Annotated in this window: 24 protein-coding genes; 10 read left to right on the top strand and 14 right to left on the bottom strand. The window is 72.1% G+C overall.

What is annotated here, in order from left to right; all coding sequences use genetic code 11:
* Positions 1 to 69: 69 nt before the first annotated feature.
* Complete coding sequence (locus ACZ42A_RS29145) at positions 70 to 903, top strand: TIGR02452 family protein (protein WP_468530260.1); 834 nt, start codon at positions 70 to 72, stop codon at positions 901 to 903.
* Here ACZ42A_RS29145 and ACZ42A_RS29140 read toward each other — a convergent pair.
* From ACZ42A_RS29140 to ACZ42A_RS29130, 3 genes are all read right to left on the bottom strand, one after another.
* Positions 872 to 1,909 carry a glycoside hydrolase family 5 protein gene (locus ACZ42A_RS29140; RefSeq protein ID WP_468530259.1) on the bottom strand — a complete coding sequence of 346 codons (1,038 nt, stop codon included), beginning with the start codon at positions 1,907 to 1,909 and terminating at the stop codon, positions 872 to 874. The two genes, ACZ42A_RS29145 and ACZ42A_RS29140, sit on opposite strands and share 32 nt — an antisense overlap.
* A gap of 162 nt (positions 1,910 to 2,071) precedes the next feature.
* A complete protein-coding gene (locus tag ACZ42A_RS29135; RefSeq protein WP_468530258.1) occupies positions 2,072 to 2,515 on the bottom strand; it encodes a type II toxin-antitoxin system PemK/MazF family toxin in 444 nt (147 codons plus the stop codon).
* A 33-nt stretch (positions 2,516 to 2,548) separates the two neighbouring features.
* A complete protein-coding gene (locus tag ACZ42A_RS29130; protein WP_468530257.1) occupies positions 2,549 to 3,973 on the bottom strand; it encodes an amidase in 1,425 nt (474 codons plus the stop codon).
* Between the two features lie 227 nt (positions 3,974 to 4,200).
* Here ACZ42A_RS29130 and ACZ42A_RS29125 point away from each other — a divergent pair, with 227 nt between their 5' ends.
* Positions 4,201 to 5,592, top strand: a complete 1,392-nt coding sequence (locus ACZ42A_RS29125; protein ID WP_468530256.1) for a glycoside hydrolase family 43 protein — start codon at positions 4,201 to 4,203, stop codon at positions 5,590 to 5,592.
* Between the two features lie 96 nt (positions 5,593 to 5,688).
* Positions 5,689 to 6,507 (top strand): class I SAM-dependent DNA methyltransferase, encoded by an 819-nt coding sequence (locus ACZ42A_RS29120; protein WP_468530255.1) that lies wholly within the window; start codon positions 5,689 to 5,691, stop codon positions 6,505 to 6,507.
* Here ACZ42A_RS29120 and ACZ42A_RS29115 read toward each other — a convergent pair.
* Positions 6,464 to 6,883 (bottom strand): VOC family protein, encoded by a 420-nt coding sequence (locus tag ACZ42A_RS29115; RefSeq protein ID WP_468530254.1) that lies wholly within the window; start codon positions 6,881 to 6,883, stop codon positions 6,464 to 6,466. The genes ACZ42A_RS29120 and ACZ42A_RS29115 overlap by 44 nt on opposite strands.
* 146 nt (positions 6,884 to 7,029) lie before the next feature.
* On the opposite strand from ACZ42A_RS29115, the gene ACZ42A_RS29110 reads away from it, so the two are divergent.
* Both ACZ42A_RS29110 and ACZ42A_RS29105 read left to right on the top strand, forming a co-directional pair.
* A complete protein-coding gene (locus ACZ42A_RS29110; RefSeq protein WP_468530253.1) occupies positions 7,030 to 7,896 on the top strand; it encodes a methylenetetrahydrofolate reductase in 867 nt (288 codons plus the stop codon).
* 134 nt (positions 7,897 to 8,030) lie between these two features.
* Entirely contained in the window at positions 8,031 to 8,999 is a 969-nt protein-coding gene (locus tag ACZ42A_RS29105) for a TerC family protein (RefSeq protein WP_468530252.1), read from the top strand.
* Here the strand turns inward: ACZ42A_RS29105 and ACZ42A_RS29100 are convergent.
* Complete coding sequence (locus ACZ42A_RS29100) at positions 8,992 to 10,002, bottom strand: FkbM family methyltransferase (RefSeq protein WP_468530251.1); 1,011 nt, start codon at positions 10,000 to 10,002, stop codon at positions 8,992 to 8,994. The two genes, ACZ42A_RS29105 and ACZ42A_RS29100, sit on opposite strands and share 8 nt — an antisense overlap.
* 151 nt (positions 10,003 to 10,153) lie before the next feature.
* Positions 10,154 to 10,708 (bottom strand): NAD(P)H-dependent oxidoreductase, encoded by a 555-nt coding sequence (locus tag ACZ42A_RS29095; protein ID WP_468530250.1) that lies wholly within the window; start codon positions 10,706 to 10,708, stop codon positions 10,154 to 10,156.
* Between the two features lie 132 nt (positions 10,709 to 10,840).
* Between ACZ42A_RS29095 and ACZ42A_RS29090 the strand changes: the two genes are divergently transcribed.
* Both ACZ42A_RS29090 and ACZ42A_RS29085 read left to right on the top strand, forming a co-directional pair.
* Positions 10,841 to 11,518: a TetR/AcrR family transcriptional regulator gene (locus ACZ42A_RS29090; protein WP_468530249.1), complete on the top strand. Its 678-nt coding sequence runs from the start codon at positions 10,841 to 10,843 to the stop codon at positions 11,516 to 11,518.
* Positions 11,519 to 11,569: 51 nt separating this feature from the next.
* Positions 11,570 to 12,595 carry a LacI family DNA-binding transcriptional regulator gene (locus tag ACZ42A_RS29085; protein WP_468530248.1) on the top strand — a complete coding sequence of 342 codons (1,026 nt, stop codon included), beginning with the start codon at positions 11,570 to 11,572 and terminating at the stop codon, positions 12,593 to 12,595.
* A 41-nt stretch (positions 12,596 to 12,636) separates the two neighbouring features.
* Here ACZ42A_RS29085 and trxA read toward each other — a convergent pair whose 3' ends face one another.
* A complete protein-coding gene (trxA, locus tag ACZ42A_RS29080) occupies positions 12,637 to 13,023 on the bottom strand; it encodes a thioredoxin (RefSeq protein WP_468530247.1) in 387 nt (128 codons plus the stop codon).
* Between the two features lie 151 nt (positions 13,024 to 13,174).
* Between trxA and ACZ42A_RS29075 the strand changes: the two genes are divergently transcribed.
* Positions 13,175 to 14,608, top strand: coding sequence for a dihydrolipoyl dehydrogenase family protein (locus ACZ42A_RS29075; RefSeq protein WP_468530246.1), 1,434 nt, complete (start codon positions 13,175 to 13,177; stop codon positions 14,606 to 14,608).
* A gap of 27 nt (positions 14,609 to 14,635) precedes the next feature.
* Here ACZ42A_RS29075 and ACZ42A_RS29070 read toward each other — a convergent pair whose 3' ends face one another.
* Positions 14,636 to 15,283 (bottom strand): peptide deformylase, encoded by a 648-nt coding sequence (locus ACZ42A_RS29070; RefSeq protein ID WP_468530245.1) that lies wholly within the window; start codon positions 15,281 to 15,283, stop codon positions 14,636 to 14,638.
* Positions 15,284 to 15,413: 130 nt separating this feature from the next.
* Between ACZ42A_RS29070 and ACZ42A_RS29065 the strand changes: the two genes are divergently transcribed.
* A complete protein-coding gene (locus ACZ42A_RS29065) occupies positions 15,414 to 16,814 on the top strand; it encodes a PepSY-associated TM helix domain-containing protein (protein ID WP_468530244.1) in 1,401 nt (466 codons plus the stop codon).
* Positions 16,815 to 16,924: 110 nt separating this feature from the next.
* On the opposite strand, the gene ACZ42A_RS29060 is transcribed toward ACZ42A_RS29065, so the two are convergent.
* The 3 genes from ACZ42A_RS29060 to ACZ42A_RS29050 form a co-directional block, all read right to left on the bottom strand.
* On the bottom strand, positions 16,925 to 17,272 hold the full coding sequence (locus ACZ42A_RS29060; RefSeq protein WP_468530243.1) for a tetratricopeptide repeat protein: 348 nt from the start codon (positions 17,270 to 17,272) through the stop codon (positions 16,925 to 16,927).
* Between the two features lie 84 nt (positions 17,273 to 17,356).
* Positions 17,357 to 17,800, bottom strand: a complete 444-nt coding sequence (locus ACZ42A_RS29055; protein ID WP_468530242.1) for a MarR family winged helix-turn-helix transcriptional regulator — start codon at positions 17,798 to 17,800, stop codon at positions 17,357 to 17,359.
* On the bottom strand, positions 17,797 to 18,288 hold the full coding sequence (locus ACZ42A_RS29050; RefSeq protein ID WP_468530241.1) for a MarR family winged helix-turn-helix transcriptional regulator: 492 nt from the start codon (positions 18,286 to 18,288) through the stop codon (positions 17,797 to 17,799). The genes ACZ42A_RS29055 and ACZ42A_RS29050 overlap by 4 nt, the downstream gene beginning before the upstream one ends.
* Before the next feature lie 133 nt (positions 18,289 to 18,421).
* Between ACZ42A_RS29050 and ACZ42A_RS29045 the strand changes: the two genes are divergently transcribed.
* Entirely contained in the window at positions 18,422 to 19,387 is a 966-nt protein-coding gene (locus ACZ42A_RS29045) for a pirin family protein (RefSeq protein ID WP_468530240.1), read from the top strand.
* A gap of 82 nt (positions 19,388 to 19,469) precedes the next feature.
* On the opposite strand, the gene nrfD is transcribed toward ACZ42A_RS29045, so the two are convergent.
* The 3 genes from nrfD to fdh are packed head-to-tail and all read right to left on the bottom strand — an operon-like array spanning position 19,470 to position 24,689.
* A complete protein-coding gene (gene nrfD, locus ACZ42A_RS29040) occupies positions 19,470 to 20,411 on the bottom strand; it encodes an NrfD/PsrC family molybdoenzyme membrane anchor subunit (protein ID WP_468530239.1) in 942 nt (313 codons plus the stop codon).
* A gap of 52 nt (positions 20,412 to 20,463) precedes the next feature.
* Positions 20,464 to 21,405: a 4Fe-4S dicluster domain-containing protein gene (locus ACZ42A_RS29035; RefSeq protein WP_468530238.1), complete on the bottom strand. Its 942-nt coding sequence runs from the start codon at positions 21,403 to 21,405 to the stop codon at positions 20,464 to 20,466.
* Positions 21,402 to 24,689, bottom strand: a complete 3,288-nt coding sequence (gene fdh, locus ACZ42A_RS29030; protein ID WP_468530237.1) for a formate dehydrogenase — start codon at positions 24,687 to 24,689, stop codon at positions 21,402 to 21,404. The genes ACZ42A_RS29035 and fdh overlap by 4 nt, the downstream gene beginning before the upstream one ends.
* Positions 24,690 to 24,779 lie beyond the last annotated feature (90 nt).

Genomic DNA, 24,779 nt, shown 5'->3' with positions numbered 1-24,779 from the left:
CGATGCGTGCATGAGCACGACGGGGGAGGCCGCGCGGCGCGCGGCCACGGCGCCGACGGGGGTGGCGCCGTGAGCGCGCGCCTGCGCGGCCTCGCACGCGAGACGGAACAGATCGTGGCGGCGGGGGTCTACCGGGCGGCCGACGGCCGTGAGGTGCCCCTCGCGGACGCGATCGAGGCGGCCCGGGCGGGCACGCGGATGTACGGACCGGACCCTCTGCCGGTGCCGCCGGCGCCGACGGCGGACACCCGGGTCGAGGTGACCGGGGAAAGCAGCCTGGAGGCCGCCCGCCGCTTGGGCGCCGGAACGGCGGTGCTCAACTTCGCCTCCGCCCGCAACCCGGGCGGCGGCTATCTGAACGGCGCCCAGGCCCAGGAGGAGGCCCTGTGCCGGGCCTCCGCGCTGTACGCCTGCCTGCTGCGGGCCCCGGAGTTCTACGACCACCACCGCGCCCACCGCGACCCGTTCTACACGGACCGTGTCATCCACAGCCCGGCCGTCCCGGTCTTCCGCGACGACCGGGGCCGATTGCTGGACCAGCCCTTCACCGCGGGATTCCTGACCGCGGCGGCCCCCAACGCGGGAGTGGTCCGGCGCACCGCCCCGGACCGTGTCGCCGAGCTGCCGCAGGCCCTCGCCACCCGCGCCGAGCGGGTCCTGGAGACGGCCGCCGCCCACGGCTACCGGCGCCTGGTGCTGGGCGCCTGGGGCTGCGGAGTGTTCCAGAACGACCCGGCGCAGGTGGCGGGCGCCTTCCACGGGCTGCTGGGCCCCGGCGGCCGGTTCGCGGGCCGCTTCGAGCAGGTGGTGTTCGGGGTGCTGGACCGCACCCGCGGCGCGGTGGTCCGGGAGGCGTTCGCCCGGACCCTGCTCAGCCCGTCGGGAAGTCGTCGGGCGTCCTGATCCGGTCGCGGATCCAGACCCCGGCCGGCTTCAGCGAGGCGGTGCCCGCCCAGGGCCCGCCGGCGTTGCAGGTGCCGGTCTTGAAGACCGCCCCGGAGCGGTGGTCGTCGGAGAAGTTCCAGTTGACCCAGCTGATCTTCTTGCGTGCCATCAGGTCGAGGTACTGCTGGGTGCGGCTGAAGTTGTTCGGGCCGTCCCCGGTGGCCTCCTGGGTGCCGAACTCGGTGACGAAGACCGGTATCCGGTCGGAGGCCCGGTCGAGGGCGCTCAGGTACTCCTGGCCGTGCGACGCCGCGTAGAAGTGGAACGTGTACATGATGTTGCTCGCCCGGACCGGGTTGTTGATCACATCGGTCTCGTCGCGGCCGTCCGAGATGCCGAGCGAGCCCCACCCGTGGGTGCCGATCAGGATCGGCGTGTGGGGGTCCTGGGCGCGGATCACGGGGATGAGCTGCTCGGCGTACGACTTGATCCGCGACCAGCTGACGCCGTTGGGCTCGTTGGCGATGTCGTAGAGCAGGTTGGTCTTCCCGCGGTGGCGCCGGGCGATCTCGGTGAAGAACGTCTTGGCCCGCTCCAGGTTGTGGTGCGGGTCGCCGGGGGTGAGCTGGTGCCAGTCGACGAGGGCGTACATGCCGCGGGCCGTGGCCATCTCGATGAGCTGGTGCACCCGGTCGGTGAACTTCCGCGGGTCGGTCTCGTAGCCGCCCTCCTGCACGTAGAGGGAGATGCGCAGGACGTCGGCGTTCCAGTCACCGGCGAGCGCGTTCAGGGAGCCGTCGGTCAGACACTGGCCGTACCACTGCAGGCCGTGGCTGCTCATGCCGCGCAGCTGGACGGGCTTGCCGTGCTGGTTGCAGAGCTTGACGCCGCACACCTTCAGCCGGCCGTTGATCGAGGCGGGGGTCGCCGCGGCGGCGGAGGCGGCCGCGGGGGGCGGGGTGAGGGTGAGGCCGAGGCCGGCGAGCGCGGCGCCGGCGAGGAGCGTGGACAGGGTTCTGCGCATGACATCCTCCGGTGGGGGTCACTTGATGCCGCACAGCTGTTAGGAAAGTTTCCTTACAGTGACGGGCAACGTAGCGCCCTGACGGAACACGGTCAATAGCGGAGCCGGAACACGGTCAGTGGCGGAGCACGGTCAACAGGCGAGTGCTCCGCCGGGCGAACCTCAGCTCCAGCCGTAGCGCTCCCGCAGCCGGTGCCGCACCAGGTTGAACCGCATGCGGTCGAGCGCGCAGGCCTCCCGTCGCATCCCCTGCTCGTGCAGCCGCAGCACCCGGTCCACGTCCACCCAGGAGTCCCGCCCCGACCGGTCCCAGGGCCCGTGCCCGATCGGCACCCACTCCCGCCGGCCGTCGTGCCGCTTGCTGGTCAGCTGCACGGCGAGGAAGGTCCCCGCCGCCTCCCGCGCCACGACCAGCACCGGGCGGTCCTTGCCCCGCCCGTCGTTCTCCTCGAAGGGCACCCAGGTCCAGACGATTTCCCCGGGATCGGGGTCACCGTCGTGTGCGGGCGAGTACTCGGTCCGCACCCGGCCGACCTCGCGCGGATCGGCCTCGGTGGTCGCGAACGGGCCGTGGCGGCCGGGGGTGGTGTCATCGGTCAGCGTCACGGGGTCACGTTAGCGGGGCGCCCCGTCGCCGGGTCACGCCACTGGAGACTCCGTCACCGACCGCTCCGGCGGCCGCAGTTCGTGCCAGCGCAGCTCCGCCTCCAGCTGGGCGGCGAGCGACACCAGCAGCGGTTCGCTGTGCGCGGGGCCGAGCAGCTGCGCACCGACGGGCAGTCCGCCGTCGACGAAACCGGCGGGGACGCCGACGCCGGGCCAGCCCAGCACGTTCCACGGCCAGGCGTAGGGGCACGCGGCGATGATCGCCCGGTCGGTGGCCAGCGGGCCCAGGCCGAGCAGGGCACCGATCCGGGGCGGGGGAGTGGCCGTCGTGGGCGCGAGGATCACGTCGTACGACGTGAAGAATCCGCCGATACGGCGGTGCAGCACCGCCTCCGCCCGCCGTGCCGCCTTCAGCGGGGCCCCGCCGAGCAGCCGGCCCAGCCGGGCGGCGCCCCGGGTGCGCGGGTCGAGCAGGGCCGGGTCGGGGGCCTCGCGCACCCACTCGGCGACCCCTATGGTGGCCCGCGGGACGAAGGTCAGCCCGATCTGCCCGTAGGGCGGGTCCGCCTCCTCCACCACGTGGCCCAACGCGGCGAGCTTTTCGGCGAGTTCGGTGACCCGGGCGCGGATCGCCGGGTCGAGCCGGGCCGGCAGCGCGGTGAACGGCGGCTTGAGGGAGAGGGCGATGCGCAGCCGGCCGGGGTCGCGGCCCGCCGCCTCCGCGATCTTCAGGGCCGGGGGCCGGTGCGGATCCCGCTCGTGGTTGCCGCTCGCCGTGTCCAGCAGCAGCGCCGCGTCCGCCACCGTGCGGGCCAGTGGGCCATTGACCGTGATGCCCTGGAACGACTCGCCGCGCGGCCAGGTCGAGATGCGCCCGCGCTGCGGCTTGATGCCGATCAGATGGGTCCAGGAGGCGGGGATGCGGACCGAACCGGCCCCGTCGGAGCCGAGCGCGGCCGGCACCAGGCCCGCCGCGACCGCGGCGGCGCTGCCACCGGAGGAGCCGCCCGGTGTGTGGTCCGGGTGCCACGGGTTGCGGGTGGCGCCGAACGCGGGCCCCTCGGTGAACGGCCACTGCCCCAGCTCGCAGGTGTTGGTCTTGCCGACGATCACCGCGCCGGCCGCGCGCAGCCGCCGTACCGCCTCGCCGTCCTCGGCGACCGGCGGGAACGTGCCCCGGCAGCCGAAGGCGGTCGGCTCGCCCGCCACGTCCATGTCGTCCTTGACCGCGACGGGCACCCCGAGCAGCGGCCGGCGCCCGCCCGCGGCCAGTTCCCGGTCCGCCGCCTCGGCCTCGGCGAGCGCCGCCTCGGCGCGGACGATCCGGAAGGCGTTGACCGACCCCTGGGTCGCCTCGATCCGGGCCAGGGCCTCGGCGACGACGGTCCGGGACGTCACCTCCCCGGCGGCCAGTGCGCGAGCGGTCTCCGCCAGGCCTGCGGCAGGGGCGAGCGTCATGCGGGACACCTCCGGGAGCACGTGGTCTACCGAACGGTAACCTCTTGCGGCCCCGCGCGGAACGCCCCTGCGGAGAACGGCCGTTCACGCCGGGCCACGGACTTCACGGTAGGCGCGAACGGCCCTGCGTAAACCATTGACGCGCCGGTACCTCACCCCTACCTTCTGATCGACTTTCCGAACTCCGTTCGGCATATCGAACCTTTGAGTGGAGAGAGAGCCGCACCATGCCCCCACGTCCCCCCGCCACGCCGTCCCGTCGCACCCTGCTCAGAACCCTGGCCGCACTGCCCGCCTCGGTGGTCGTCCTCGGCCAGACCCCCGGCCTCCTCGGTACGGCCACGGCCGCCGCCCCGCCGTCCGGCTCCGCCACCCGCTACACCATCGTCCCGTTCCTGAACAGCAACGACGGCACGGTCAACGTCTACCAGTCCGACGACGCCACCGACTTCCGCCTGGCGAAGGCCTCCGCCTACACCCCGCCGAGCAACCGCATCCGCGACGCGAGCATCTTCAAGCACACCAACGGCTACTACTACGTCACCTACACCACCCACACCTGGCAGGACCCCAGCACCACCATCGGCTTCGCCCGCAGCGCCGACCGGGTCAACTGGACCTTCCTGTACGACTATCCGGTGCCGATCGCGAACCTCTCCCGGGCGTGGGCGCCGGAGTGGTTCGTCGACAGCGACGGCAGCGTCAACGTCATCGTGTCCTGCTCCACCGCCGACGACGAGTGGATCTTCACGCCGTATCTGCTCCGCGCCACCAACTCCGCGCTCACCGCCTGGACCTCACCCGTGCCCCTGGCCGGGATCGGCGCCAACCACATCGACACGTTCATCGTGAAGATCGGCTCGACCTACCACGCCTTCCCGAAGAACGAGACGACCAAGTACATCGAGTACGCCACCGCCACCAGCCTCACCGGCCCCTACACCATCCGCCGCACCGGCGACTGGGCGGGCTGGGGCAGCTACCGCGAGGGACCCGCGCTCGTCCAGCTCGACAACGGCGCCTGGCGGATCTTCTTCGACGGCTACGGCGACGGCAGTTACCACTACAGCGACAGTTACGACACGTTCGCCACCTGGAGCGCCCCGGTCAGACTGCCCGCCATCTCGGGAACGGCCCGCCACTTCACGGTGGTCAAGGAGACCGTCTCCGGCGGCCCGGCCCTGGCGAAGAACGTCACGCGGTCATTCCGCTCGGTCAACTACACCACCCGCTACTGGCAGGAACAGTCCTCGCTCCTCAACCTCCCCGTGGTGAGCGCCTCCAGCACCACCGCCGAGAAGCAGGCCGCCACCTTCACCGTCGTCGCCGGCCTGGCCGACCCGAACGGCTACTCCTTCCGCGACCCGGCCGGCCGGTACCTGCGCCACTGGGACTTCCGCGCTCGCTTCGACCCGAACGACGGCACCTCCACCTTCGCCAAGGACGCCACGTTCGTCCTCCGTGCCGGCACCGCCTCGGGCTCCGTCCGCTTCGAGTCGTACAACTATCCCGGCCGCTACCTGCGCCACTACAGCCACCAGCTCCGCGTCGACCCCTCCGACGGCACCGATCTGTACCGCCAGGACAGCTCCTTCACGCCGGTCACGGCCTGGTCGTAGCGGAAGGAGGCCATCCGCGGAGGTGGCGAGCGATGGCGCGGTGTGACCGGTTGATCCCAGAATGGTGTCGAACCCGTCAGACGGAGGCCGAAACCCATGCCACAGGACGCCACCTCCCCGAGCAAGCTGCGCAGCAACCGCGCCGCCCTGCCCCACAAGGTCGGCTACGCCCTGCGCCACCCCGGCCGGATAGCCCCCTACGTCCGCCGGGCCGGCCGGGACGCCTGGCTGCGCCTGAAACATCCCGACCACGTCGGCTACTACCGGGCGGTGATGGCCTACGACACCCGCCGCGACCCGGAGGCGGCGGTCGGCAGCCGAAGCCATGACCGGTGGCTGGCGCTGGGGCAGATGCAGTTCGACTACCTGCTGGAGCACGGACTGCGCCCCGAGCACCGGATGCTCGACATCGGCTGCGGCAACCTGCGCGGCGGCTGGCGCTTCATCGACTATCTCGACGCCGGGCACTACTACGGCATCGACATCTCCCCGGACATCCTCATCGCGGCGAAGAAGACCCTCGCCGAGCGCGGCCTGCAGGACAAGCTGCCGCACCTGACCATCACCGGCGACCTGACGCTGGACTTCCTGCCGAGCGACCACTTCGACGTCGTCCACGCCCACAGCGTCTTCTCCCACTCGCCGCTGGAGGTGATCGAGGAGTGCCTGGCCCACGTCGGCCGCGTGCTGACGCCGACCGGCTTCTTCGACTTCACCTTCGACCGCACGGAAGGCACCGAACACCAGGTCCTGCGCGAGGACTTCTACTACCGCACGGACACCCTCCTCACCCTGGCCCGCCGCCACGGCCTGGAGGCCTGCTTCATGGAGGACTGGGAGCAGCGGCCCCACGGCCAGTCGAAGATCCGCGTCAGCCGTTCGCCGCTGCCCCGTGGATGTCGACCATCCAGGTGACGCCGAAGCGGTCCGTGCACATGCCGAACACATCGCCCCACATCTGCTTGTCCAGCGGCACGGACACGGAGCCGCCGGCGGACAGCTTCTCCCAGTAGCCGCGCAGCTCGGCGTCGTCGTCACCGCTCACGCTCACCGCGAAGGCGTTGCCCGGCGTGTACGCGGACCCGGGCGGGGTGTCGGCGCCCATCAGGGTGAAGCCGGCCGGGGTCTCCAGCATGCCGTGCATGATCTTGTCGGCCTCCGGTGTGTCCGGCCGGCCGAAGTCGCCGTAGGTGTTGAGCTTCAGCGTGCCGCCGAACACCTCCTTGTAGAACTCCATGGCCTGCCGGGCATCGCCGCCGAAGCTGAGGTACGGGTTCAGACGCGAGGGCATGAAACCTCCCAAAACCGGATGAAGGGTCAGACCGGCGCAGCGTAACCCGGACTACGGCCGTACGCTTACCGCCGCGACGCCGGAGCGCCGCCCACCAGGCACCGCTCCGCACGGCGAGCCGTCGTACCCGACGCCGAAGGAGCTCGATGAACCCCGGCCCCACCGCCCCCTGTGCCGTGCGCACCGCGCTGCTGGAGGACTTCTCCCTGGAGATGACCGGCAAGGACGTGCCGCATCTGGAGGAGGCGCGGCACCTCATCCCGCCGGGCACCCGGATCAACGTCACCTTCCTCGGCAACGAGGACCTGCGGATGCGCCTGGAGGCCGCGCGGGCCGTCAAGCGGTTCGGCTTTCTGCCGGTCCCGCATCTCTCCGCCCGGCGTATCGCCTCCCAGGCCGCCCTGGAGGAGTTCCTGGAGGGGCTGAGGGCCGACGGCACCGCGGAACACGTGTTCGTCGTCGGGGGTGACCCGGTCCGGCCGCACGGCCCCTACGAGGACGCGCTGGCCGTCATCCGCACCGGACTGCTGGAGCGCTACGGCGTCCGCCACGTCGGCGTCAGCGGCTACCCGGAGGGCCATCCCGCCATCTCCGAGCGCGTGCTGTGGGCCGCGCTCACCGACAAGAGCGCGGCGCTCGCCGACAGGCGGCTCGGCGGCCATGTCATCACCCAGTTCGGCTTCGACGTCGACCCGGTGCTCGCCTGGGTGGCCGAAACCCGCAAGCGCGGGATCGACCTGCCGATCCGGATCGGCGTGCCCGGACCGGCCGGGGTGCGGCGGCTGATGTCGTACGCCACCCGCTTCGGGGTCGGCACCAGCGCGTCCATCGCCCGCAAGTACGGGTTCTCCCTGACCAACCTCATGGGTACGGCGGGACCCGACCGCTTTCTGCGCGCGCTCGCCGCGGGTTACGACCCGGCGATCCACGGCGATCTGAAGGTGCACTTCTATACGTTCGGCGGACTCCGGGCGACGTCCGAGTGGGCGGCGGAGTTCGGTCGAAGCCTCTGACGGCGCGCGGGCGGCCATACCGGTTCATGACCTGTTCTTCACTTCCAGAAGACCGGTTGTTCACCTCGGAAAGGTGGAGGCGGCCGAGGTCTGTGACCATGCTGTGAGGTCCCGCAAGCACCAGGAGCACCACCGTGAACGTCACCCTGACCGTCTGGCTGCTGACCGTCGCGGCCCTCTGCGTCCTCGTCGCCGTCGACTTCTTCATCGGCCGGAAACCCCATGAGGTCTCCCTGCGGGAGGCGGGCACCTGGACGGTGGTGTGGATCGTGCTGGCCTGCGCCTTCGGTATCGGGCTGGGGTTCACCGGGGGCTGGACACCGGCCGGGGAGTTCTTCGCCGGGTACATCACCGAGAAGTCGCTGAGCGTCGACAACCTCTTCGTCTTCGTGCTGATCATGGCGAAGTTCGCGGTCCCGCCGCAGTACCAGCAGCGCGTGCTGATGGTCGGCGTGCTGATGGCGCTGGTGCTGCGCGCGATCTTCATCGCCGCGGGCGCCGCGATCATCTCCGCCTTCTCGTGGGTGTTCTACCTCTTCGGCGCCTTTCTGATCTGGACCGCCTGGAAGCTCATCCAGGACGCCCGCAAGGAGGAGCACGAGGAGGAGTACCAGGAGAACAAGCTGCTCAAGTCCGTCGAGCGCCGCTTCGGCGTGGCGGACCGGTACCACGGCACCAAGCTGTGGATCGAGCAGAACGGCAAGCGCGTGATGACGCCGATGCTGGTCGTGATGCTCGCCATCGGCTCCACCGATGTCCTGTTCGCCCTGGACTCCATCCCCGCGATCTACGGACTGACCCAGGACCCGTACATCGTGTTCACGGCCAACGCCTTCGCCCTGATGGGCCTCAGGCAGCTGTACTTCCTCATCGGCGGCCTGCTGAAGAAGCTGGTCCACCTGTCGTACGGCCTGTCGGTCATCCTGGGCTTCATCGGCGTCAAGCTGGTGCTCCACGCCCTGCACGAGTCCGGGGTGCATGTGCCCGAGATCAGCATCCCGGTCTCCCTCGGCTTCATCGTGCTGGTGCTCGCCGTCACGACCGTCACCAGCCTGCGGGCCGCCAGGCGGCAGGACGCGGAGGAGCGGCGCCCGGTCAGCTAGCCGGCTCGGGAGCCGCCTTCGGGCGCATCATCACGCAGTCGAACTCGACGACCCGCCCCGTGGCCGCCTCCCGCGTCACCGGATACATCCCGGTGATCTCGAAGCCGCCCGCCTCGTACGTGGCGATGGCCTCGCTCATCCGCGGGCTGCCCTCGTACAGCCGCAGGACGGCGACCTCCGACTGGAGCCCCACGAAGTCGGCGACGCGCTCCCCGGCGCCGGCGAACACCTCCAGGTCGTAGCCCTGGGTGTCCATCTTCAGATAGGGGCGCGGCTCCGCGATGCCGTCGAGTGCCTCCTCCATCACCCCGTCCAGCCGCCGGATCTCGATCTGCTCGGTGCGGGTGGTGGAGAACCTGCGGTAGCGGTCGCGGCCGTAGTCGCTGGGTGGCAGCAGCGAGTTCATGGTGTTCCAGCCGGTGTGGATGGTGCTCACCGTGTCCTCGCGGCCGAGCCCGCAGTGGTGCACCCGCCAGTCGGGGTCGTCGCGGGCGGCCTCCCGCAGGCGCGCGAAGGCGTCGGCGGTGGGTTCGAAGGAGACGATCCGGCCCGTGTAGCCGAGCCGGCGCAGCCGTCTGGCGTACTGCCCGGCGTTGGCCCCGACGTCGAAGACGCAGTTCACTCCGTACAGGTCGAGCATGGCGGCCACGTGCTGGGTGCACAGATACTCGGCGGCGGCCAGCTGGAGCCGGCGCTCGTCCTTCTGGGCCCGCCGGTCGAGGAGCAGTCGCGCGCCGGTGTCGCCGAGCCGGACGCCGGTCCACTTCCGGGCCCGCTCGCCGGCCCGCGCGGTCCGGTCCCGCAGCACGACCCAGGTGTCCTTTCCGGCGCTCGTCACCGTGTACTGGCCGTTGTCCCGGGCCACCAGGTCCGCCCCCGGTTCCAGGGGGATCCGGGCGCGTCCGCCGCGCCGGGAGACCACGGCGGCCCCTGGGCCCAGGTCGGTCACCTTCACTCCGAGACGGGGCATCAACGTGAGCAGTCTTCTGTAGAGGGTCTGCATTGGCCCACCCTGGCAGAGCTGGCGGGAAAACGTCCCTGGTTTGAACAAGCTTCAACGAACATATGTCGGACGAGGGCCACCCCGGTCGCCGGACACGGCCAGGGGGCCGGAGCGGTGTGCTCCGGCCCCCTTGGCGTGGGTGCGGCGCGGGTCAGGCCGCGACCGCCTGGCCGTGCAGCCGGGCGACGACCTCGGTGAGCTGCGCGGCGACCTCGGTGTCGTCGGCCGGGTGGGTCTCGGCGAAGCGGTGCGCGGAGCCGGGGATGGAGAGCTTGACGTCCTCGAGCACCTTGCCGCCCGCGACGCCGACCGACTTGCGGGTGTCGTCGTGCGCCCAGACACCGCCGTACTGGCCGAGCGCGGTGCCGACCACGGCGACGGCCTTGCCGACGATGGCACCGGAGCCGTACGGGCGGGACAGCCAGTCGATGGCGTTCTTCAGCACGGCCGGCATGGTGCCGTTGTACTCGGGCGTGAACAGCAGCAGCGCGTCGGCGGCGGCCACGGCCTCGCGCAGCCGGACGGCGGCGGCCGGGACCGAGCCCTCGACGTCGATGTCCTCGTTGTAGAACGGGACCTCGGCCAGCCCGTCGAACAGCTGGACGTCGGCGCCCTCGGGAGCGTGCTTCACGGCGGCTTCGGCGAGCTGGCGGTTGTGCGAACCGGCGCGGAGGCTGCCGACGAGCGCGAGGATGCGAACGGACATGGGGTACTCCCGATGACTCAAGAAACGGCGGTTGGGTGGGCCGAGGTCCTATCCGGACCGGGGTCCGTTTAATGTTGTAGCAGTTAACCGGACCGCGGTCCAGTTTCATTCCCGATGCTTTACGCTGTCTTCATGTCCGCCTCCGTGCCGCCCCTCCCGCCGCCTCAGGAGTCCGTCGCCGCACCCGAGTTGCTGGAACTCGGCGTCCCCGGGCAGGAAGACCCCTGCCTGCGCGCCGACGCCGCGCGCAACCGGGCCCGGCTGCTGGAGGCCGCCGCCCGGCTGATCGCGGAGCACGGCGCGGCCGGCGTCACCATGGAGGCGGTGGCCGCGGCGGCCCAGGTGGGCAAAGGAACGGTCTTCAGGCGCTTCGGCGACCGCGTCGGCCTGCTCACCGCGCTGCTCGACCACTCCGAGCGCAAGTTCCAGGCCGCGTTCCTCAGCGGCCCCCCGCCGCTCGGCCCCGGAGCCCCGCCCGTGGACCGCCTGAACGCGTTCGGTCACGCGACGCTGCGCCACTCGGTCGAGGCGCTCGAACTCCAGATCGCGGCCGAGCCCACCCCGGACCGCCGCTTCACCGCCCCGCCCCGGCGGCTGCTGCGCGGCCACGTCATGATGCTGCTGCGGCAGGTGGTCCCCGACGCGGACTGCGAACTGCTCGCGCTGACGCTGATGGGCTATCTCGACCCCGTCGCGGTCCAGCACCTGACCCGGCAGTGCGGAATGCCCCTGGAACGCCTGGAGGCGGGCTGGACCGACCTGGTCACCCGCGTCACAGGCGTCGCGCCCACCGCGAGCGAGGGGCACTGACGCAGGGCGCCCGTCGCCGGCCCGCGGGCTTCTGCCAAGATGCCGTACGTCATGGTGCAGATACCGAAAACGCCCGCGCCCGTGCAGCGTTCCGTGCCCACGAGTGCCGATGTGGCCCGTCTGGCCGGCGTCTCCCGGGCGACCGTCTCCTACGTCCTGAACAACACCAGCGCCGTACGGATCAGCGAGCCCACCCGTCGCCGGGTCCACGAGGCCGCGAAGGAACTCGGATACGTACCGCACGCGGCCGCGCGCAGCCTGCGCGCCGGGCACAGCCGGATGGTCCTGATGCCCGCCCCGACCATCCCGGTCGGGCCGCTCTACAGCCAGTTCATCAACGACCTGCAGTGGGCGCTCGGCCGCCTCGACTACACGGTCGTGCAGTACGGCAGCCTCGGCCTGACCGGCGACGACGCCGCCCGCGCCTGGGCCGAGCTGCGGCCCGTGGCCGTCCTGGTCCCCGGCTCCGGCCTCGGCCCGCAGGGCGTGGCCCTGCTCAAGCGCTCCGGCGCCCGTGCCGTCGTCACGCTGGGCCCGGAGCCCGTCCAGGGCGCGCACGCCCTGCTCATGGACCACGCGGCGGTCGGCCGGGTGGCCGGCGCGCACCTGTACGCGCGCGGCCGGCGCCGGATCGGCGTCGTCGTGCCCGAGGAACCCGGCCTGGAGACCTTCTCCCGGCCCCGCCTGGACGGCGTACGCCAGTCCCTGCGCGGCACCGACGCCACCGTGACCGAGTTGCCGCTCGGCTACGAGGAGGAGGCCGCGGTCCGGCTCGCCGCACGCTGGCGGGACCTCGGCCTCGACGGGGTGTTCGCGTACAACGACGAATACGCCATGCTGCTGATGCGCGCGCTCCAGGACGAGGGCGTCGCCGTACCCGGCGAGACGGCCGTGATCGGCGCCGACGATCTGATGGTGGGGCGGCTGCTGCGGCCCCGCCTCAGCACCGTGCACATCGAGCTGCCGTCGGGCCGCGACCTCGCCGAACTCGTCGACCGCGCGGTGCGCGACCCCGGCGCCGCACTGGAGCGCCGCGAGGTGCTGGGAGCCGCGGTGGTGCACCGCGACTCCAGCTGACCACGCGTCACATCACTGACACGGCAAGCGTGACGGGGGAATCACTGCCCGTTCTGCTGGGCCTGCGCCTGCTGCTCGGCGACCGCCTTGCGGACCGCGTCCATGTCGAGCTTGCGGGCCTGCCCGATGACGTCCGCCAGCGCCGCCTCGGGCAGCGCTCCGGGCTGCGCGAACACGGCCACCTGGTCACGGACGATCATCAGTGTGGGGATCGACTGGATGCCGAAGGCCGCGGCCAGCTCCGGCTGCGCCTCGGTGTCGACCTTGCCGAACACCAGGTCCGGGTTGTCCTGCGCCGCCTTCTCGTACACCGGAGCGAACTGCCGGCAGGGACCGCACCACTCCGCCCAGAAGTCGATCAGGACGAACTCGTTGTCCGTGACCGTCTGGTCGAAGTTCTCCTTGGTCAGCTCCACGGTGCTGCTCATGGCGTATCCCTGCTTCCTGGTGGGGGTCCCGGTATGGGGCGAGCCGTCCGGACAACACGGCCCGACGGACGTCTATTCCATGCGTGCACAGTCACGCATCCGCGCGCGTACCCCTGTGGCCACGCCGCACACCACCCACCAGACTGACTCCATGACGGAAACGGATTCCATCGCGTACGACGTCGTGGTCCTCGGGGCCGGGCCCGTGGGGGAGAACGTCGCCGACCGCACCCGCGCGGCCGGTCTCACCACCGCGGTCGTGGAGAGCGAGCTGGTCGGCGGCGAGTGCTCCTACTGGGCCTGCATGCCCAGCAAGGCCCTGCTGCGCCCGGTCATCGCCCGCGCGGACGCCCGCCGGGTACCCGGCCTGCGCCATCTGGTCCAGGGGGCCCTCGACGCACCCGCGGTACTCGCCCACCGGGACGACTACACCTCGCACTGGCGGGACGACGGCCAGGTGAGCTGGCTGGACGGCATCGGCGCCGACCTCTACCGGGGCCACGGCCGGCTGGCCGGACCCCGCACGGTGACGGTCACCGGCCCCGACGGCACCCGCCGCACCCTGACCGCCCGGCACGCCGTCGCCGTCTGCACCGGCAGCCGCGCCCAGCTGCCCGGCCTGCCCGGGCTCGCCGACGTCCGGCCCTGGACCAGCCGGGAGGCCACCAGCGCCAAGGAGGTGCCCGGCCGGCTGATCGTGGTGGGCGGCGGTGTGGTCGCCACCGAGATGGCCACCGCCTGGCAGGCCCTCGGCTCCCGGGTGACCGTGCTGGTCCGCGGCAAGGGCCTGCTCGCCCGGATGGAGCCGTTCGCCGGGGAGCTGGTGGCCGAGGCGCTGACCGAGGCCGGCGCCGAGATCCGCACCGGGACGTCCGTGAAGTCGGTGAGCCGCCAGAACGGCACGGTGGTGGCCGTCACCGACGCCGGCGACCGGATCGAGGCGGACGAGATCCTCTTCGCCACCGGCCGCGCCCCGCGCACCGACGACATCGGGCTCGACACGGTCGGCCTGGAGCCCGGCGGCTGGCTGCCGGTCGACGACAGCCTGCGCGTCACCGGCACGGACTGGCTCTACGCGGTCGGTGACGTCAACCAGCGCGCCCTCCTCACCCACCAGGGCAAGTACCAGGCCCGGATCGCGGGCGCCGCCATCGCCGCGAGGGCCTCCGGCGAAGCGGCGCTGGAAGCCGACCCGTGGGGCGCGCACGCCGCCACCGCCGACCACGCCGCCGTTCCCCAGGTCGTCTTCTCCGACCCCGAGGCGGCGGCCGTCGGGCTCTCCCTGGCCGAGGCGGAGCAGGCCGGACACCGCGTCCGCGCGGTCGACGTCGACCTCTCCTCGGTCGCCGGGGCCGGGCTGTACGCGGACGGCTACCGCGGCCGGGCCCGCATGGTCGTCGACCTGGAGGACGAGATCCTGCGCGGGGTCACCTTCGTCGGCCCCGGCGTCGGCGAGCTGATCCACTCGGCCACCGTCGCCGTCGCCGGCCAGGTCCCGGTCAGCCGGCTGTGGCACGCCGTCCCGTCGTATCCGACGGTCAGCGAGGTGTGGCTGCGGCTGCTGGAGGCGTACCGCGACAGCTGACGAAGGACGTGGACGGCCGGTCCGGGTTCACTCCGGCAGGCCGAACCCCAGCGCCCGCGCGGCCTCATGGGGCGTCGGCTGGGTCCAGCGCTCCGCCATCGCCTGGTTCGACGACAGCGAGCGCGGCTCGGCGCGGTCGAGGTAGAGCACGCCGTCGAGATGGTCGGTCTCGTGCTGCACGATCCGCGCGGGCCAGCCGGAGACCACCTCGTCCAGGGCACGGCCGTGCTCGTCCGCGCCCGTCAGCCGTACCCGCGCGGGCCGGGCGACCACGGCCTGCCAGCCGGGCACACTCAGACAGCCCTCGAAGAACGCGGCCCGCGCCGCGCCGACGGGCTGGTACGCGGGGTTCACCAGCACCCGGAACGGCAGCGGCACCCGCCCGCGCGCCCGCCGCACCTCCTCCGGCACCGGCGCCGGATCCTCGACGACCGCGATCCGCAGCCCGACCCCGACCTGCGGCGCGGCGAGCCCGACCCCCGGCGCCGCGTGCATCGTGCGGCGCAGGGCCTCGATGAAACGGGCCAGCAGCGCGGGCTCCAGCTGCCCGTCGAACGGCTCGGCCGGCCGGCGCAGCACCGGATCCCCCGCCGCGACGATGGGCAACGGCCCGTCCGTGGCCAGAAGTTCCTCGACCTGCTCGGCAAGAGGCGCGCGACGGTTGGGAGTAGACATCCCGCCAGCATGCCACGCACCCCCGGCGTGTGACACAGGTCACTCAAATCCCCGGGAACTCGACGCCGTCACCATCCGACCACTGGTGCACCACGGCCGAAACACCACTCGTCCCCGGAGAAACCCACCGATGACCACCGCTCCCTCGCCCGACACGGACGAGGCCACCCAGCCGGCCACGCCGACCGCGCCGCCCCGCGGCTGGGCGCCCCTGCGCCCGCTGATCCTGCGTCTGCACTTCTACGCCGGAGTGCTCGTCGCCCCGTTCCTGCTCGTCGCCGCGGTCACCGGCCTGCTGTACGCCGCGTCCTTCCAGGCCGAGCGGATCGTGTACGCCGACGAGCTGACCGTCCCCGTCGGTGACACCAAGCTGCCCGTCTCCGAGCAGGTCGCCGCCGCCCGCGAGGCCCACCCCGAGGGCACGGTCACGGCCGTACGGCCCTCACCCGAGGCCGACGCCACCACCAGGGTGCTGCTCTCGGGCGTCCCCGGCGTCGACCCCGACCACACGCTCGCCGTCTTCGTCGACCCGTACACCGCCGAGGTGGAGGGCGCCCTCGAACAGTACGGCGCGTCCGGAGCGCTGCCGCTGCGCACCTGGATCGACGAACTCCACCGCGATCTGCACCTCGGCGAGACCGGCCGGCTCTACAGCGAACTCGCCGCCAGCTGGCTGTGGGTGATCGCGGCCGGCGGCCTGGTGCTCTGGTTCTCCCGCCGCCGCGCCCTGCGCAAGCTGCGCGGCACCAGCGGCCGCCGCCGCACCCTCGGCCTGCACGGCACGGTCGGCGCCTGGGCCGCGGCCGGCTTCCTCTTCCTCTCGGCGACCGGCCTGACCTGGTCGGCGTACGCCGGGGCGAACATCGACGAACTGCGCACCTCGCTCGGCGGCGCCACCCCGACGATCTCGGCGGCGGTGGCGGGGGAGCACGCGGAGCACGGCGGCGCGGCACCCTCCGGCGGCGAGCAGACCGCGCCCGGCGTCGGCCTCGACAAGGTGCTGACCGCGGCACGCTCCGAGGGGCTGACCGACCCCGTGGAGATCCAGCCGCCCGCCGACGCCTCCTCCGCGTACGTCGTCAAGCAGGTGCAGCGCAGCTGGCCCGAGAAGCAGGACTCGGTGGCGGTCGACCCGGCCACCGGCGAGGTCCTGGACGTGCTGCGGTTCGCCGACTACCCGATCCTGGCCAAGCTGACCCGCTGGGGGATCGACCTGCACTCCGGCGTCCTGTTCGGCCTGGCCAACCAGATCGCCCTGATGCTGCTCGCCCTCTCCCTGATCGTCCTGATCCTGTGGGGCTACCGCATGTGGTGGCAGCGCGGCCGCGGCTCCGCCTTCGGCCGCCCGATCCCGCGCGGCGCCTGGGCCGAGGTACCCCCGCAGATCCTCGTCCCGCTGCTGGCCGTGGTCGCGGTCGTCGGCTACTTCGTCCCGCTGCTCGGCATCCCGCTGACGGCGTTCCTGGTCGTGGACATCATCCTCGGCGAGATCGCCCACCGGCGGGGGCGACGGACGTACGCGGCGAAGTAGCCACCCCGGACGAACGACGGGCCCGGCTCCACAGGGGGGAGCCGGGCCCGACGTGTGAACTGCTCTCAGAAGAACTGTTCTGAGATGAACCGTTCTCGGAGGAACTGCTCTCAGAGCTGTTCGAAGTCACCGGCGAGGGCGGAGGCGATGCGCAGATGCGGCTCGGCCTCCTCCTGACGACCCTGGCGCTGGAGCGTACGGCCCAGCATCAGCCGGGCGTAGTGCTCCACCGGATCGCGCTCCACGATGACCCGCAGCTCGGCCTCGGCGCGGCTCAGCTGGGCCGAGTGGTAGTAGGCACGGGCCAGCAGCAGACGCGGACCGGTCTGCTCCGGCTCCTCCTCGACCAGCCCGTCGAGGACCCGCGCCGCGGCGGCGTAGTCCTTGGCGTCGAAGAACATCCGCGCGCGCTCCCAGCGCTCGGCGGGTGTCCCGTGGTCGTAGTACGTGATGTCCACTGGTGACCTCCTTCGGGCGCTACAACCGAGGCGGATCGTCAAAGATTCCACTACTTGCCGGCGCTGGGGGAGTCGGCTGCCCGCTCAGCCGTTCCGCGCCGCCAGCTCCGCGTTCTCGCGCTCGGTGACGAGGGTGAGCACCCGCCCGGTGGTGGCCAGGTCCTCCGCGGGGATCCCGCCGTAGATCCGGGCGGAGATCTCCTGGGTCTCGGCGGCGATCGCGGCGTACAGCTCCCGCCCGGCGTCCGTGATCCGCACGAGGGCCCCCTCGCTCTCGACCAGCCCCTTGCCGGCCAGCTCGGCCACGGTGCGGTGCGCGTCGGCCGGATCGACCTTCAGCGCGTCGACGACCTGCCCGGCGAGGGCGTCCCGGTGCATCGGCGCCTCGGCGACGGCGACCGGCCGGAGGGCCACCGACTGCTGGAAGGCCAGGCCGTGCCGAGCGAGGACGGATTCGAGGACCGCGCGTGCGGCGTAGTGGGCCAGGGCTATGACGCGGCTGTCGACGATGGGTGCGGTGGTGGTCATGGCTGCTCCTGCTTGTTCTCGTCGTGGTCGGTGGATGGATCAAGCGGTGCGTCGAGCAGGGTGAGGAGATCGCGGCTGAACTCCCGGACGCGCGGGCTGTCGGGGCCGCCCAGCGGCTCCAGCAGCTGTCGCATCAACCCCTGGACGACCTCGATGGCCCGCAGGGTGACCTCCCGCCCCCGCTCGGTGAGCGCCAGCTGCATGGCACGCGGGTCGCGGGGATCGCGGGTGCGCTCGATGATGTCCGCGGACTCCAGGGCGCGCGCCAACTTGGACACGTAGAGCGGCTCCAGCCCGGTGTGGTCGGCCAGCCGGCGCTGGCTGGGCCGCTCGCCGGCGCGCTGCATACCGTGCAGCGAGGCCACCAGCGAGTACTGGGCGTGCGTCAGCCCCAGCGGGGCCAGCGCGCGGTCCACGGCCACGCGCAACTTCATGGACAGCCGCCAGACCAGGAAACCGGTCGACGGGCCCTCGTGTGCCGTACTCATGACAGGTACATTACATGGCTACTATAGCCATGGCTACTATCTTTCTTCGGTCCGCCAGCGTCACCTCCCGCCCCGCAGGTGAACCGGGGCGTTGGCCTGCCGCCGGGGCCGTCGGAGGGCTAGGTTGAGCGGCATGAGCAATCTCGACCGTCAGGCGGTGCCGAGTGTGTGCGGGGGACGCGGCTTCGTGGTGGCGGAACCCGTACGTGAACTCCTCAGCCCGCGCCACGTCCAGCTCGGCGAGTCCTCCGAGGTGCGCCGGCTGCTGCCCAACCTGGGCCGCCGCATGGTCGGGGCCTGGTGCTTCGTCGACCACTACGGTCCCGACGACATCGCCGACGAACCCGGTATGCAGGTGCCGCCGCACCCGCACATGGGCCTCCAGACCGTCAGCTGGCTGCACGAGGGCGAGGTCCTGCACCGCGACTCGACCGGCAGCCTCCAGATGATCCGCCCCCGTGAACTCGGCCTGATGACCTCCGGCCGGGCGATCAGCCACTCCGAGGAGAGCCCCCGGCCGCACGCCCGCTTCCTGCACGGCGCCCAGCTCTGGGTCGCCCTCCCGGACGCCCACCGCCACACCGACCCGCACTTCGAACACCACGCCGACCTCCCGGTCGTCACGGCACCCGGCCTGCGCGCCACCCTGATCCTCGGCGACCTCGACGGCGCGACCTCACCCGGCACCGCGTACACCCCGATCGTCGGCGCCGACCTCGCCCTCAGCCGCGGCGCGGACGTACGCCTCCCCCTGGAACCGGACTTCGAGTACGCCGTCCTCGCCATGTCCGGCGAGGCCCACGTCGACGGCGTCCCCGTCCTCCCCGGCTCCATGCTCTACCTCGGCTGCGGCCGCACCGAACTCCCCCTGCGCGCCGAGTCGGACGCGGGGCTGATGCTCCTGGGCGGCGAGCCGTTCGAGGAGGAGCTGATCATGTTCTGGAACTGGATCGGACGGTCGCAAGAAGAGATCGCACAGGCGCGGCATGACTGGATGGAAGGGACACGTTTCGGCGAGGTGAAGGGGTACGACGGTGCTCCGCTGCCTGCTCCGGCACTGCCGGCGACTCCACTGAAGCCGCGGGGAAGGGTGCGTTGACTGCACAAATAGTGGATGGGTGGATGACGGTGGACGCTCCGTCGTTTGCGCTGCCTCCTGTTGTCCCACCGTGCCTCAGCCGCTAAGACGCGCCGCCGCCCGGCTCGAGGCGCTGTCGCTGCGGAGTCACCACGTACGCCGGGTCCTCGGCGGACGCGATGCCCGCTGCGAAGATGCCGAAGCGGGTGCACAGTCCCGCTGCCAGGTACGCCCCTCCGGCCAGGACGGGGGCCGGGACCGGGACCGACCGGCGATCCGGGAGAACCGACAGCACGGCTCCGGCCCCGGCCAGCGCTTTGGCCAGGGTCAGCAGCCGGCCGGGCCGGCCCGTGACGTATGGCTCACCGACCAGCCCGAGCCGTCGCTCGATGCGGTGCATCGCGGCGATTTCCATGACCGTGCCGAGGAGGCCCATCCGGGTCGGCGGCCCGTGGTCCGCGGCGGGTGCGCAGAGCAGCGCGGCACCCGCGGCGCCGGCCAGCGAGCTGCCGGCGAACAGATACGGCAACTCCGGATACGCCTCGTGCCACGCCGGCACCGCCGTGTCGGAGAGCAGCACCGCGGTGTAGGTGCACATCGCCGGTCCCAGCACGCCGGAGCCGAGGGCGGCGAGTCGGCCGAGCCTCGGCAGCCGCCCGGTGACCTGCGAGGCGGCCGAGGCGGTGGCGAGCGCGGAGAACGGCGCCAGGATCCAGGAGCCCACCGACAGCGGCGAGGTGGGCTTGAGGACGCGCAGCATGTGCGTGAAGCGCTCCGGACGGCCGAGGTCGTGGACCAGGGCGGCGACGCCGGCCGCCGACGCGGCGGCGGCGACCCACCGGCCCGTCCCGGCGAGCTCCCGACGTCCGGTCAGCTCCGCCACCGCCGCCATGGCCGCGGACGCACCGGCCGTTCCCCCGAGGAACAGATATCCCGGCACGTCCGGCACCTTCCAGGTGGGACGCTTCAGGATCGGCCGCCCGTAGTACGACCGGAACTCCGCGCGCGGAACCATGCGCTGCTCCCGCTCACCGCTCCCCGTCACGGCTTCCTCCTCTCCGTCGCCCGTCGCGGCTGCTCGCGGCCCGCCCTGCCGTTCAACGCCGTCGCCCGTGGAACGTGCCCCGCCCCACGAAGGACAGCGCCACGCTCACGGCCACACCGGCGGCGGCCGCGGCCGCGTGCCGCCACATCGACGGCAGGTCACGGGTGGTGACCACCGGGTCGGGCGGCAGCCCGTACACCTCGGGCTCGTCCAGCAGGAGGAAGAACGCGCCGTCACCGCCGACACCGTCCTGCGGATCCCGGCCGTACAGCCGTGCCTGGTCCACCCCGCGCTCGTGCAGCTCGGTCACCCGCCGGTCGGCCCGCTCGCGCAGTTCCTCCAGGCGGCCGAACTGGATGGAGTCGGTCGGGCACGCCTGGGCACAGGCCGGTTCCCGCCCCGCCCCCAACCGGTCGTAGCACAGCGTGCACTTGAAGGCCCGGCCGTCGCCCGGGCGTACGTCGATCACGCCGTACGGGCACGCCGGCACGCAGTATCCGCAGCCGTTGCAGATGTCCTCCTGCACCACCACGGTCCCGAACTCGGTGCGGAACAACGACCCGGTCGGGCAGACGTCCAGGCACGCGGCGTGGGTGCAGTGCTTGCACACGTCGCTGGACATCAGCCAGCGCACCCGGTCCTCCCCGGCATCCGCGTCGTGTCCGGGCGGACCCATCGCCGGCATGCCCAGATCGACGGGTGGCCGGTCCGGCGCCGCCTTCTGCTCGATCTTCTGCTCGATGAACGCCACGTGCCGCCAGTTGTCGGCGCTCAGCGCGCCCGTGTTGTCGAACGACTGCCCGAGCAGGTCGAGTTCCTCGGTCTCCGCCGGAAGCCGGTTCCACTCCTTGCACGCCACCTGGCACGCCTTGCAGCCGATGCAGACGGAGGTGTCTGTGAAGAACCCCATCCGGGGCGGGTGGGTGTCCGGGTAACCGGCGTCCGCGCTGGGGTCGGCCATCGGGCCGGACAGCCGGTTGTGGTCGGAAGTCATCGCTGCCCCTCTCCTGTGCCCGGCGGGGGGTCGTCGGGGAGGCCGGCGCGTCGCCGGTACGCCGCCACGTGGGCCGGCAGCGCCGGGCCCCGTGGTCGCCTGCCCGGCCGGATGTCGCAGGTCGCCGCCTTGGACTCCTGGATGCGCACGTTCGGGTCGAGCACCACGGACAGCAGTTCGTTCGCCGCGTCACCCGTGGACAGTCCCTCCGGGCCCCAGTGGTACGGCATCCCCACCTGGTGGATGGTGCGGCCTCGGACCCGCAGCGGTTTGATGCGATCGGTCACCAGCACTCTCGCCTCGACCGCCGCGCGGGCCGTGGTGATGGTCGCCCAGCCGAGGTGCTCCAGGCCGCGCTCCGCGGCGAGTTCGGGGGAGACCTCGCAGAAGAACTCGGGCTGCAGCTCGGACAGATAGGGCAGGGCACGGCTCATGCCGCCGGCCGTGTGATGCTCGGTGAGCCGGTAGGTGGTGAACGTGTACGGATACACCTCGCTGCCGGCCGGGTGGTACCGGTTCACCGGACGGTCGTAGGCCTGGAGCGCCGGGTTCGTCTGCTGCCCGTACAGCGGGTTGTCCACCGGCGACTCGTACGGCTCGTAGTGCGCGGGCAGCGGGCCGTCGGCCAGTCCGGCCGGCGCGAACAGCCAGGCCCGGCCGTCGCTCTGCATGATGAACGGGTCCGTGCCGGCCAGGGCGTCCTGGGCTCTCGCGCCCGGGGGCGGCCGGTAGTCGGGCGGCTTGTCCGCCTCGAAGTCCGGGACGTCCTCCCCGGTCCACCGGCCCTGCTGGGCGTCCCACCACACGTACCGCTTGCGCTCGCTCCACGGCCGCCCCTCGGGATCGGCGGACGCCCGGTTGTAGAGCATGCGGCGATTGGCCGGCCATGCCCAGCCCCAGTCGGGGGCGACTCGGCTCTGCTCGTCACGCGGCCGGCGGTTCGCCGCGTGGTTGTGCCCGTCGGCGCGGACCCCGCAGTAGATCCACACTCCGCAGGCGGTGGAGCCGTCGTCCCGGAGCTGGGCCGACGTCGACAGCGGCTGCGCGTCCGGCCCGTATCCGTTGATCTCGGCCAGCACGGCCTCGGCGCTCGGTTCGGCCAGCGGGCCGGACGTCGGGTAGTCCCAGGTGAGGTCGAGCAGGGGGCGGTCACGTGGGTCGGTGGACCCCGCGAGCCTCTCCCTGATGATGCGTCCGAGGTGGTGGTAGAACCACAGGTCGCTGCGGGCGTCCCCCGGCGGGTCGACCGCCGCGTGGTGCCACTGCAGCAGCCGTTGGGTGTTGGTGAAGCTGCCGTCCTTCTCCGTGTGCGCCGCGGCCGGCAGGAAGAACACCTCCGTCGGGATCTCCTCGGTGCGCAGCTCACCGGTCTCGATCTCCGGCCCGTCCTTCCAGAAGGTCGCGCTCTCGATCAGCCGCAGGTCCCGCACCACCAGCCAGTCGAGGTTCGCCAGGCCCAGCCGCTGCAGTTTGCTGTTGGCCGAACCGACCGCCGGGTTCTCCCCGACGAGGAAGTAGCCCTTGCACTCTCCCGAGAGCTGGTTCAGCACCGTCCGGTAGGTGCCGTGGTCGCCGGTCAGCCGGGGCAGCCAGTCGAAGCGGTAGTCGTTCTCCTCGGTGGCCGCGTCTCCCCACCACGCCTTGAGCAGACTCACCACGTACGCGCGCATGTTGCCCCAGAAGCCCGTCGTGCCGGCGTCCGCGGCGACGAACGCGTCCAGGTTCTGGTGCTGGTGGGCGTGCGGCATGGGGATGTAGCCGGGCAGCAGGTCGAACAGCGTGGGGACGTCCGTGGAGCCCTGGATGCTGGCGTGTCCGCGCAGGGCCAGGATGCCGCCTCCCGGACGCCCGATGTTGCCCAGCAGCGCCTGCAGGATGGACGCGGTGCGGATGTACTGCACCCCGACGGTGTGCTGGGTCCAGCCGACGGAGTAGCACAGCGCCGTGGTGCGCTCGCGGCCCGAGTTGGCGGTGATCGCGTCGGCCACCCGGGCGAACAGCTCACGGGAGACGCCGCAGACGTCCTCGACCAGCTCCGGCGTGTAGCGGGCGAAGTGCCGCTTGAGGACCTGGTAGACGCAGCGAGGGTGCCGCAGCGTCGGGTCCATGGCCGGCTTCCCGTCCAGGGCGGGGCCGCCGGCGCCGTACGACTCCGCGCGGGCGGTCTCGCGCAGCTCACGGCCTCCGTGCTGCCGGGCGGCCGCGCCCTGCTCGCCCTCGTCGCCCGCCGCCGTCCACCGGTCCCGGTCACCGGCCGCGGCCGAGGCCTGCGCGCCCTCGTACATCCAGCTGGTCGCCTCGTAGTGGTGGCTCTCCGGGTCGAAACCGGAGAACAGCCCGTCCAGGTCCTCGGTGTCGGCGAAGTCCTCCCGGAGGATCGCCGGCGCGTTGGTGTAGGCGACCACGTACTCGCGGAAGTCCTTGCCGTTGCTCAGCACATGGTTGATCAGGGCGCCGAGGAAGGCGATGTCCGTCCCGGCGCGCAGCGGCACGTGGACGTCCGCGAGCGCGCTGGTGCGGGTGAAGCGGGGGTCGACGTGGATGATCGTGGCACCCCGTTCCCTGGCCTCCATCACCCACTGGAAGCCGACCGGATGGCACTCGGCCATGTTGGAGCCCTGGATGAGGATGCAGTCGGCCTCGGCCAGGTCCTGCTGGAACGTCGTGGCTCCGCCACGGCCGAACGAGGTCCCCAGACCGGGAACCGTGGCGGAGTGTCAAATCCGCGCCTGGTTCTCGATCTGGATGGCGCCCAGCGCCGTGTAGAGCTTCTTCATCAGGTAGTTCTCTTCGTTGTCCAGCGTCGCTCCGCCGAGAGAGGCGATGCCGAGCGTGCGCCGGACGGGGACGCCGCGATGCGTGTCCTGCCAGGTCCGCCGACGGGTCTCGATGACCCGGTCGGCGATCATGTCCATGGCCCGGTCGAGCGGGATCCGCTCCCACCCCGTGCCGTGCGGCGGCCGGTGGAGGACGGCGCTGATCCGGCCGGGGCCGGTCACCAGCTGCTTGCTCGCCGCACCCTTGGGGCACAGCCGGCCGCGTGAGATCGGCGAGTCCGGGTCGCCCTCGATCTGGGTGACCTTCTCGTCCTGGACGTAGACCTTCTGCCCGCAGCCCACGGCGCAGTACGGGCACACGGACCGTACGACCCTGTCGGCCCGCTCGGTACGGGCGGACAGCCGCTCGGTACCGCGCGAACGTGCCGCGGTCCCTCTGCCCAGCGCATCGTCGCCGGTGAGCTGCCGGTACACCGGCCAGCCGTCGATCCACTGCCGCAGGCCCATGGCGATCTCCCGCCTCGCGCCCTTCCGCCGTCCCAGCCAACGTAACGCCGGGTCGGGTGGGGGGCATGTCGAGTCCCGTCGGCTGTCCCG

This window comes from Streptomyces sp. NPDC030838 (assembly GCF_055572035.1).
The sequence above is the reverse complement of the archived record's forward strand: the minus strand, read 5'-3'. Positions and strand labels throughout refer to the sequence as shown.